7 protein-coding genes, 1 rRNA gene and 1 pseudogene are annotated in these 11,392 nt (G+C 48.1%); all 9 read right to left on the bottom strand.

What is annotated here, in order from left to right; translation table 11 throughout:
* Positions 1 to 63, bottom strand: a 16S ribosomal RNA gene (locus tag B1728_RS24850); the annotation flags it as partial.
* A gap of 916 nt (positions 64 to 979) precedes the next feature.
* Positions 980 to 3,250: an OmpL47-type beta-barrel domain-containing protein gene (locus tag B1728_RS24845; protein ID WP_079913118.1), complete on the bottom strand. Its 2,271-nt coding sequence runs from the start codon at positions 3,248 to 3,250 to the stop codon at positions 980 to 982.
* A 379-nt stretch (positions 3,251 to 3,629) separates the two neighbouring features.
* On the bottom strand, positions 3,630 to 4,142 hold the full coding sequence (locus B1728_RS24840; RefSeq protein WP_079913117.1) for a GNAT family N-acetyltransferase: 513 nt from the start codon (positions 4,140 to 4,142) through the stop codon (positions 3,630 to 3,632).
* Positions 4,143 to 4,203: 61 nt separating this feature from the next.
* A pseudogene (locus B1728_RS36925) lies at positions 4,204 to 4,314 on the bottom strand (IS1595 family transposase); the annotation flags it as partial.
* A gap of 68 nt (positions 4,315 to 4,382) precedes the next feature.
* Positions 4,383 to 5,984 (bottom strand): response regulator, encoded by a 1,602-nt coding sequence (locus B1728_RS24835; protein WP_079913116.1) that lies wholly within the window; start codon positions 5,982 to 5,984, stop codon positions 4,383 to 4,385.
* The gene (locus B1728_RS24830; protein ID WP_079913115.1) at positions 5,981 to 7,756 is read right to left on the bottom strand and encodes a cache domain-containing sensor histidine kinase; all 1,776 of its coding nucleotides are present in this window, start codon (positions 7,754 to 7,756) and stop codon (positions 5,981 to 5,983) included. The genes B1728_RS24835 and B1728_RS24830 overlap by 4 nt, the downstream gene beginning before the upstream one ends.
* 124 nt (positions 7,757 to 7,880) lie before the next feature.
* Entirely contained in the window at positions 7,881 to 9,320 is a 1,440-nt protein-coding gene (locus B1728_RS24825) for a glycosyl hydrolase family 28 protein (protein ID WP_079913114.1), read from the bottom strand.
* 166 nt (positions 9,321 to 9,486) lie between these two features.
* Positions 9,487 to 10,314, bottom strand: a complete 828-nt coding sequence (locus tag B1728_RS24820; RefSeq protein ID WP_079913113.1) for a carbohydrate ABC transporter permease — start codon at positions 10,312 to 10,314, stop codon at positions 9,487 to 9,489.
* The gene (locus B1728_RS24815) at positions 10,315 to 11,244 is read right to left on the bottom strand and encodes a carbohydrate ABC transporter permease (protein ID WP_079913112.1); all 930 of its coding nucleotides are present in this window, start codon (positions 11,242 to 11,244) and stop codon (positions 10,315 to 10,317) included.
* Between the last annotated feature and the right edge of the window lie 148 nt (positions 11,245 to 11,392).

The following is an 11,392-nucleotide window of genomic DNA, read 5'->3' as shown; positions in this document are numbered from 1 at the left end:
GACTTGCATGTATTAGGCACGCCGCCAGCGTTCGTCCTGAGCCAGGATCAAACTCTCCATTAAAGTGATCACCGAAGCGATCTATAATAGAGCTTGTCTTAAGCTCAAAATTCAATGCTAGCGAGAATTTTCATTCTCTGTTCAAACATTCACTCGTTGTTCAGTTTTCAAAGGACAATATTGCATGCGCCTTTTGTTTCGTTAGGCGGATATTTAATTTAACATACATCTAATCACTTTGCAAGAACAATTATTTCCATGCTTGTTGTCACCTGCAAGCATTGAACTGTTCTTCCATTCTTGCCCTAGTATTGATAAGGACAATGGAAGAGATAATATATCACGGATACTTTTTCAAAAGCAAGAACAGTTTTTTCCACACTTGGATAACCCCAAGCGCAGACTCGCTCTCTCACTCTCATCTTTCCCCAGGTCATCCGTGCTGACCGTCGGGATAAGTAATATATCATAGTCACTATTTTGAAAACAAGTACAATTTTTTCCATGCCAGAATAAAACCGCCTCATAGCCGCGTTACCCAAACCAATGTCTACCCGCCTAGTGCACCCCTGTGTCCCAACGAGTTCCGCCTGTGCGTCGCCAGCCCTGGTCGGCTGACGGGTGCTTGCCGTCCAGCCGGTCCGGTGCAGCTTATAAGCTGACTTCTACCAGAGAAGTATAAGTCGCAACTATTGTACACGCAAATCATGCGATACGAGCCCCACCGCCGTTTTGGCCTTATGCGTTTAAGAAGAAGCACTTGTCCTGCTTTCAATTATTTAATGTTTTGTTTTTCATTTCTGCACTTAAAAATAGCATCCCCGGTTGATTATGCAACCGGGGATGCCTTTGAGCTGAATGAACCATACTAAGATACAGTCGTTACCTTTTAACTTAAGCACGGCCTCCATCAAATAGTAGTCTCATTCTTTTTAGTGGTCCGTAACAATGTGTTTCCCTATGACTTCTTCTAGTTTGATTATTGATGGTGAGGAACTGTAACAGTTGCGGAAGCAATAGATGAATTGCCTGCATAATCGGTGACCTTGTAGGTGATCGAGTATACGCGGCCATTACCGCTGCCCGATCTCTCGGCCCGAAGGTCGAATGTGGTATCTTCTGTACCGAGCTCGGCATTTTGAATATCATCTGGTGAGCTGCCGTCTCCTCTTCCGTCATCCTTTTCGCTGCTTGTGATAGAAGTAAGCACAATGGAGGCAATTCCGGACATTGGATCGTTTGAAGCGATCGTGGCGTTCACCGTAATCATCTTGTGATTTGCCGGCCAAAGGGTCGTTTTGTCCAGCTTCACATCGATAACCGGAGGTGTTTTGTCGATTCTCAGGTTAACCGATCGGACCTGCTCCTCATTTCCCGCATAATCCAAGCTGCGAAATTCCAGGTCGTAAATCCCTTCAGAGAAAGTGAGCGGTTCCCGATACGTTGTCCATTCCCCACCATTGACCCGCACTTTCGTGTCGGCCAAGCCGGATTGCCCGTCCGAAGCCGATAGCGTTACCGTCACATCGGAATGGTACCAGCCATTCACTCCGTCAGGATTCTGCGGATTGAGCGTCGCTACCGTCACAGGAGGAGCGACATCCTCCGGCGGATACATGACAATGAATCTTCCATCGTCAGCCGTTACACTGTCCGCATCGGCTTCCAATTGCTTCGTACCCGAGTTTAAGGTGATGAATTTGTTATTCGCCATTGCCTTAATCGTAAACAGACCGTTCGTCTGCTCATCGATCTCGAACAGCTGCTCGTTCCCCGCACTGGAACGGTCAGCCTGCAGCGGACTTGCTCCGCCATTGCCGGCAGACACATAGCTGCCATTCGCCATCGATTTCAGCGTATACTTCTTGTTCCCCTGAAACGCAAGCTCAAATGTCTCCTCCGGCCCAATATTCAATGAGCCGTCAGCCTTATACCGGTCACGATCGGCTGTCAGCGGATTTGCACCTGACTGTCCGGCAGAGATGTATTTATTGATGGTGTTCCTGGGGATTAAGGCGATTTTGGGCAGCAGCGACGATGTTCTTTGTTCCTTCGCATGCAGGAGGCCTCCGTAGGACGGGTGGTCGATATGGAAGCTTTCAAGCTTGACCCTATCGATAACTTGTTTCGTATATTGGATCTCGGAATCCGGGACCCCGATCCGATTCTTATAGAAGCTATAGATTTGCTCATACATGGGGCGGAATTCCCCGCGGTTTGCCGACGAAACATTCCGTTCATACCGGATTTCGCCATTGACATCCGGCAGCGTCGTCCAGGAAACGGAATAGCCCAGGTTGTACCTTGCAGTGTACTCAATGCCTTTAAGCAGTTTAAAGGCATTGTTCGGATAAGCATATAGGTCGGCTCCGTTTGCATTCGCTGTTCGTTGGTTATACCCGACCTCCGCGGCCAATGATAGAAGTCCTAATCCCAATTGGGCATGAGCCTGATCCCGGCCGCTCTCCTGGGTTTGGCCGTCCTCCGTCTGGACGTAATGCTCGATGGAGCCGTTGCCTGGGCCGGTTTTCATGAAATGAACAGCATCGTTGTAAGCGGTATCATCATTGTTCCATATGCCATAGCACATATTAAAAAGTATGGCGGCTGCGTCCCAGTTCCCGTTAGCCCACGCTCCGGTCCGGGTGATGAAGGCGTAGTTTTTCGTCTGCGAATAAAAAACATTGGTCATCATGGAGGAAAACTTCTCGATATCGGGTTGTCCCCAGCCTGCATTGGAATAACGGATAAGCTCGGCTGCATTCAATAATTTGTAGCCGATTAAGCTGGCTCCCAGGATCGCATCGTTGCCTTGAAGCCCAGTCAATTGATGGGACCAGCGGTTTAATATGTCTATTGCTTTATTTGCATAAGCCGGGTCTCCCGTAATATGCCACCCCAACGCATTAAAGTAAGCTGCCGTCGCGCTGTCGGCTAATGCGCCTTTGCCCGTATCCTTCATGAGAGGGTCGTTCAAATATACCGTACTGTACACGGTAGCCGTAAATTTGGGAGAAGCCAGCTTATTGACCCTAACCTTATCCCATTCCGGCGCCCACGGACTTTCTCCCGCGGCTGTCTTTGCCTTCATCAGATCCAAATCCGCTTGGGTATGAAGCATACCGGGGTGTACGAACGCGGGCGATGCAGACGCCTTACCCGGCTCAGACAGTGTCAGCGCTGCGACAGATGTCACCATGCTTATTAGCAGGGCCAAAGCAATATACACGATTCCTCTGGCTTGTAACAATAGAACTGCCTCCTTTTATCGTTTGGTACCCAAATCATAAGGGGAATGTCCCCGGAGTGAAACGATAAAAAGTAACGATTCCTTCGTTTTTTAAACACCTTGCGTCATTGGATCATGAATATCAGCAAAAAAACACATCGTTAAACACGATAACCGAACAGGCAATCCTATAACAGCGAGACCACGTGGATAACCAATTTCCTATTCGGCAACCATTAACGGCGGCTATGCGTTTGTAGTCAGCAGAAAGAGGCGTCTTCAGCTATGCTGCAGATCGCCTCTTTTCAGTATGGCTATGTTAAATTCTAATGTCGATAATAAACTATAAGAAAACCACCTTGCTGAAAAGGCGGTTCATTGAGCTATCGTGCCCTTTAGTTTAAAGTCGCAATCTTAAAATCATTAAGTCTTCATCGAAATACTGTTCACTAAACTTTAATGCATGTGGTTCTACACCGTAAACTTCAAACCCTAGCGAGACATATAAGCGTTTTGCTGATTTGTTATCAGACACAACCGTCAAATGAATCTGTTCCAACCCTTCACATTCTTTTGTTGCTCTTTCAATCAAGGCTATTAGAAGGGCTTTACCTAACCCCCGTCCTCGAAATTTAGGCTCTACGTACATGCCGTAAATATTTCCTTTATGTGCCGTTTTAAGTCTGTTTTCACGTGAAAAATTGACAATGCCAACTAATGTGTTATTGTCGTCAAAACATCCCAATGCAAATTGATCTTTTGTACGGTGTAACCTTTTAATAAAGTGCCCCAGAGGTTTAGTTTCTTCTTGCTCGTACGTTGATCCAAATGCATCAGGATCATTTTTCAATGCACGCAACCTTACTTCTTTGTACTCTTGGGCATCAGAGTCATTCAACAGACGAATGTTCATTAGTCACTTCCGTTCATTTATCTAATTGTTCTAAATAAAACTTGCGGATTGAAGTAAAACTTTTAACCTCTCCAGTACGTGTTTTTACAACGTAGTTTCCAAATCGCACGACAGAATGGTTTTTACAATTCTGTCAAATAAGCCCATTTTTATGCTCTTGAATTTCATCAATCACTCAAACTGGAACCGCAACTCCCTGGGTAAATCATCTCTGAACAGTGATATTAAAAATATCTACCGTTACGTTTTCGGTTCCAGCTTCGACTTGTACTCCTGAGGCAGCTTCCCGTAATGCTTCTTGAACATGTCGCTGAATTGACGGGCATTGTTATAGCCGACCTTATCGGCAATCTCATAAATCATCAAATCCGTATTCAACAGCAGCTTGACGGCCTGCTTCATTCGAACCTCCGTTACATACTGCTTGAAATTCATCTGGGTATGCTTTTTGAAAAAGCTGCTGAAATAATAAGGATTCATGTACACTTTGGACGCCACCCCTTCCAGGGTGAGGTTCTCCATATAATGGCTCTCGATAAATTCCTTTGCTATCAAGAGTTGCTGTGCCTCTTTACCGAGCCCTCCTCTTGTAAGCCGCTCCAGCAATCCTAACACGACTTCACGGATATATTCGGCTAATTCTCCAAAACGATTAAAGCCTTGCATAACGACAAGATGCCCCTGCAGCTCGGCTCCTGTTGCTTCCAGTGTGATGCCGACATCCTCCAAGCCTTCCCCGCATTCGGTAATCGTAGTGTAACAGGCCATCACCGCCTTCTCCCTGCTGCCGCCGGAATATTGGACAACAAGCTCCAGCAGATTCTCCAGCTTCCCGCTCAAACGCTCGGAATCTTTGGCTAATAACGCCTGGAGCAAATCGTATCTGGCTTCACCTAGCTCCCGTTCGGAAACTCGGCTCTCTTGCTCCTCCGCCTTCCTGGAGATAGCACATACGCTTTCTGCAAAATAGGCCTGCTCAAGAGCCTCGGATGCAGCCCGATAGGATATTTTGATCTCCTGAAGCTTAGAAACCCGTCCGCCAATCCCAATGGATAAGTTCATCTTCAAGTAAGCAACCGCATTGGAAATGATTTCCTCAGCCAGTGCCTCCATTGAAGCGTCCTCTTTATGGTTCACGACGGCACAGAGCAGATCGCCTTTGCGTAAAAGAATGCCCATCGAATTACGCCTCACCAGCTCCTCCGCCATATTTCCAATCGCGAATAACAGAAGCCGCTTCTCGTGCTCCCCCCATCTGCTGACACCTACCGGCTGTACTGTTTCCAGCAGCATGACGGTATAATGATCATAGACATAGCCCGCATCCAGAATCCGCAGCTTCTCCTCGGCTTCCTCCTGGCGGATATCGCCGTCCAGCAGGCGGTCAAACACTTCCTCCAGCTGAGTTTTTTTATCCTTGTGCTCATAGTGGGCCAGTTTGCTCTTAAACTGCTGCTCCTCCGATTCTTCCCTTACCTCCGCTATGGCCCTCTGGACGGCTTCGAGAAGAGTCCCCTTTTCGACCGGTTTGACCAGGTAATCCACGGCCCCCAGAGCCAGAGCGTCCTTGGCATACGAAAATTCCTGATAAGCGCTGATAAAAATAACCTTAGTCCGCAATCCCGCTTGATTGATCTCTTTAATGACGTCGATCCCGGAACCGCCTGGCATACTAATATCGGTGATTACAAGCGAAGGGTGCTCCTTTTCGATCAGCTCCATTAATCCCTGACCGGTCCAAGCCTCTCCAGCGATCCGAATGCCGAGTTCCTCCCACGGAAGCAGCTTTTTCAAGCCTTTAATAATCATCGGTTCATCGTCGGCCAGGACCACTGTGATCATGCATCTTTCACCTCTTTCTGATAGGGAAGTAGTAACCGGACGGAAGTGCCTATATGCAGCGTGCTGTTGATTTCGATGCCGTATTCAGGCCCGTATAATCTTGTCATTCGGTCGTGTACGTTCTTGACTCCGATTCCACCGCTGCCTCCTTGCTCGGATGGCACGGCACCCGCCAGCTTCCCCCTCAGCTGTCCGAGCTTTGTCTCGTCCATACCGATCCCGTCATCATCGACGGTAACGACCAGCCGGTGCTCCTCTTTCTGAGCCGTAATCCGGATGGTACCTTTACCAGACTTAGGAATGATCCCGTGATATATTGCATTTTCTACCAAGGGTTGAATAGATAGCTTTGGCAGCATGCAGCCAAGAAGCTCCCGGTCAATCCTAAGATCCATCGCCAGCCGATGCTCCCCATACCGCAGCGCCATTAAGCGGTAATACTGCTCGATATTCATTTTCTCTTCCAGGAGGGTGACGGTTTCATGTCCGTAATCGAGTACATATTTCAATTGATGGGACAAGGAAAGGATCATATCCGCTACTTCCTCATCATCATTGCTCACCGCACTCATCCGGATCACCTCTAAGGTATTGTATAAATAATGAGGGCGAATCTGATTCTTGAGCGCAGTCAGCTCGGCCTGCTTCTGTTTAATCTGAGCCACGTACACCTCATCGATATAGCTCTCCAAACGATAGACCATCTTGTTAAACCCGTTTGCCAGCATGCCGATCTCATCTGTGCTCCGAACGGGTACCTGCTGATTGAAGTTGCCGGATTCCACGCGAGACATGTGTCTGATAATGCTTCGGATGGGGGTGGACAGGTTGTTCGAGAACCATACTGCCACGATGATGAGAGACACGATGCACATGCCAATGACGACGGCGATGGTGCTCTTGATTTGGTTGATCTTGCTGAACAATTCGTTTTTGTTCACTTCCCCATATACGATCCACCCCGAGTTCGGCATCCCTTGCTGCACATAATGATACTCCTCCGATTGGGAGAGCTGGAGAGGATGGCCGATCTGCTCCCGCTTGTTGCTATATAGAATGAGGCCTGCCGGGTTCGTTACGTACATACCGTCCTCAGGGTTGATATTCAGTTGTTGGAAAATCTCATCGAACGCACTTAGCGAAATATCCATATACATGCTGCCGACGATAGTTTCATTCAGCAGCGGGCTGCCTAACACGTCAATCAAATTGCGGGAGAACGTGAGCACCTGTTCATTGGAATTCGGATAGTAGTCTTGGGCATGAGTAGGGAATACCGTCAGCTGCTTCGGGTTTTCCGAAACCACCTTTTGCCATTGCGGAGGCGGGAATATAGACCGGAAGTCAATCCGGCTCCCTTCCCGGCTGAGATCCTGGTAGCTGCCGGAGGAAAATACGAATGCGGCGCTTCGGATATGAACATCGGTTGCCACTACGGTCTTAAGAAAATCATCTACAGTAGCGGAAACCCGGAGATTCCCTTCCGCCGACGCACTCGCTATCGCCTCTCCCAGCTGGCCGTAATGGCCCTGCTGTCCATAAGAATACATCAATTTGGAAATATTATTGTATTTCGTATAGAGATCATCGACGTTCTTGCCCGCATACATCACCATTTGCTCGAAATTATTGATGGTGTATTTTTCCATGTAATTTCCGAAGGTATTTAAGGCAAAAAAGCTTAATATAAGGAGCGGAATCAAGCCCACAATGATAAACGAAAAAGCGAATTTAACGAAAATACTTTGGCGCAGCCGAAAGAGCCGAAACATGTATTCAGGGGCTCCTTTCCTTGGTATGGACAGGGTTTTACTTGTATCATAGCAGTTTTTGCCTTTTGTCCCAACCGGAACCTGCAGGAAAAAAGCTGTTGGCCCGCCTCTCAGTTTGAAGCGATTATTCCGTAAAAGAAAGTTCTTGCGCAAACTCGTTAACCTCGATATGTCCTTGCTCCGGGTTCAAAATCAGCTCTCCATTAATTTGAAGTCCTTGGAAGCGAATCCCGGTTACGGGACGGTCGGCATCATATCCGAAGATTTGACTGGCCATCCGATTTGCCCCGTTATAGGTGATGTTCTCGAATCGGATATTCTCTATCCGGTTTCCCGGTACCGGGTTGTAATCCTTGTTCCATACCACACGGAGATCGATCAACCGGCCCAGCTCGAAATCCTCCACCCGGATATCCCGGTAGGTTACATTCTTGACGGAATTTCGATCGCCGGCATTGATGGCCATAGCTCCCATATAGCCTGGCTGCGGCTCATGATGCTCCAAAATATCGATATTCTCGAATAAAATATCCTCAATAAGATCCCCATTGCGGTGATGGTCACCATGCGTTCCGATAATTAACGGATGTGCTACATCTGCCCATAATATGACGTTACGAACGGTAATATGGCGGGAATCCCCATAGAAATCCCAGCGTGAGCCGTAGATCGCAATGCAATCGTCGGACGTACGGAGGAACACGTCTTCAATCTCAATATGCGAGCACGACATCATATCGATTCCGTCCGACCACCCCCGGGTGCTGAAGGTCTTGAAATTGGTTATGCTCACATGCCGCGACTGGCCCAGATAGATACTGTAATGAGGCGGATCCACAGTTATGATTCCTTCAACGGTAACACGCTCCGAGAAGACAATGCGGACCCCGCGGAAAGCGGAAAACCGATGAAAATCGGATAAGACGAGCATTCCTCTCCCCCGGATAGCAACATCCTGAACATGCTCGCAGATCAGGGAACCAACTACAATCGCCCCTCCGGCTAAGTACACGGTCGTTCCCGATGGTATTCGAAGCACTGTCTCTTCCAAGTAGTGGATTCCCGGTGCAAAATAAATCGTATCCGGCGTTATGCCATCCGCCGTCTTGGGAGTCCGCGCCATACGATATATATCCTCCGTTCGATGAATGGCCGGCTTGAGAGACAGTACGTTATTCGCCTCCGGACTAGGAGCATCGTGCTCCATAGGATTGGCAAATAAATGAAGATTGGAGAAACGATCCCCGTTAATCTCAATCGATAGCTTTTGAGGGCGTTCCAGTGTAAACAGGACAGCCCTTTCGTCATGGTTGTAATTCATCTTAGCGGAAAGCGGCCGGATCGCAGCGCTTCGAATCATCTGATGCTTGCTTTCCACACGGACCTCCACGGTACCCTCCATATCAAAATAGACCATCGATCCGCGACGAACATGGTGCATATCCACTTTGATCTCATAAACGAATACTTCCTGCCATTCCCCATCCAGAGTACGTACACTTACCCTAAAATCATCATTAGAGGCCGCTCCTTGGGGGGCTTCATACACCAATACCCGGTTCATATTATCGGACAACCTTTCGATCGAAATTGTACAATAAGATAACCCCACAAAGTGGGGCCTTGGCTTCGAAGCTGATTCAGGTACTTTGCGGGGAGCCCCGAAATTATAAAGTCTATTATGGTAAAAAATGCCGCCCCTGTAGGAACCAGAAGCGGCTTTAAGGGCATCACCCTTTGGTTGCGCCTGCAGCAATGCCTTTCACGAAATACTTTTGAAGCGCGATAAAGGCAATCAGTACAGGGACGATAGACATGGTCGTGCCGGCGAACACCATATCCCACTGCGAAGCCAGCTCGCCTACAAATTTGAATAGTTCCACGATCATCGTTCTCTTGGACGATTGGAGCACCAGACTTGGCATCAGGAAGTCGTTCCAGATACCGAGCCCTTGCAGCACAACCATGCTGGCCGTACAAGGTCCCAGCAGCGGGAACACGATCTGCCAAAATATCCGGACTTTGGAGCAGCCGTCAATCGCCGCCGCTTCCTCGATTTCAACCGGAATGCCCCGGATGAAGCTGGTGAACAGCAGCACGCCCATGCCGACCGAGCCGGATATATAAATGAGAATGGGAGCGGTTAATGTTCCGTATAGCCCCAAGGTTTTCATTTCTTTGAACAGGGGAATCATGTAGACCTGAAACGGAACCATCATTCCTGCCAAATAGTAAACATATACGGCACGGGTCCACTTTTTCCCCGTTCTCTCGATCGCATAGGCGGCCATCGGGATGAGCAGAATCATGAATGCGACGGAGGTCACTGTCAGGATCAGGCTGTTTAACATCGCGGATGGGAATCGGGTCTTCGTCAGCAAATATTGGAAGCTGTCCAAATACAAGCTGCTTGGCATCGCTATGGCGTCCCGCAATATCTCCCCGTTGGTTTTGAACGCAGATATCAGGCTGAAATACACCGGGAAAAAGAACAGAACCGCTAGCACTGCCGTGATGGCAAACAAGATCAGATCGACATACCTTTTTGACTTGAACATCTACATCTGCACCTCCCGTTTCCTCAGCAGCTTGATCTGGATCAAGGAGACCATGAGAATCAGAATGAACAACACAAGGGAAAGTGCCGTTCCATAGCCTTGGCGAAGCTCCCCGAAGCCTACTTTATACACAATGTAGGTTAACGTTTCCGTGGCGAAGCCCGGGCCTCCATCGGTCATGACCGCAATTTGGTCAAAGATTTTGAGAGCACCGATCATCGAGAGCATTACGCTGACGGTCATTGCCCCCGCTAAGAGCGGGAATGTAATATGCCGGAATTGCTGCCATCGGCCCGCTCCGTCAATGGCCGCCGCTTCATGAAGCTCCGCTGGAATCCCTTGCAGACCTGCTAAATAAATGATCATATAGTACCCGGAGCCCTTCCAGACGGTAGTGATGACTATCGCGATCATTGCAAAGTCAGGATTGCCCAGCCAGTCGATCTTAAGCGCACCGAGTCCTATCTTGTCAAGCAACTGCGAAACGACTCCAAAGTTATAGTTGAAAATAATAGCCCAAACAAAGCCCATGACAATACCGCTGAGCAAAACGGGAAAATAAAAAATGCTGCGAAATAAATTTTTGAACCAGCGAACCTGGTCCACCAGCATGGCCAGCAGAAGCGCAGCCGCATTCTCGAGAACAACGAGAGATACGGACAAGATCAGCGTATTTTTCAAAGCGTTGTAGAACCGGTCGCTGCTGAACATTTCTTTGAAGTTGTCCAGCCCGATGTAATGGATCTCGCTGCTTACGCCGTCCCAGTTCGTAAAGCTTAGATTAAAGCTGTTTAACGTTGGATAAATGACAAATAGCGTATAAAGCAAGAAAGAAGGAAGAATAAACCAAAAGGAATAGGTCAACCACTTTTTCTTTTTGGGTACTGAATGTATACCGGTCATCGCCCGTATAGGCTCCGAATTCGCCATGCTCTCACTCTCCTAGATGACCGCTTTTTTAGCGAAATTGTGCCTCTGCCGCAGCAGAGGCATGTTTTACCATAATAGAATTTATAAAACTCCGAGGTCATCGAATGTGAAAATTCTATTTGGCGATAAAACCTACCTTTAAACGCGG

This window comes from Paenibacillus sp. 32352, from assembly GCF_002042965.1.
Taxonomy (GTDB): domain Bacteria; phylum Bacillota; class Bacilli; order Paenibacillales; family NBRC-103111; genus Paenibacillus_S; species Paenibacillus_S vulneris.
This window is presented reverse-complemented; position numbering and strand designations above follow the sequence as displayed.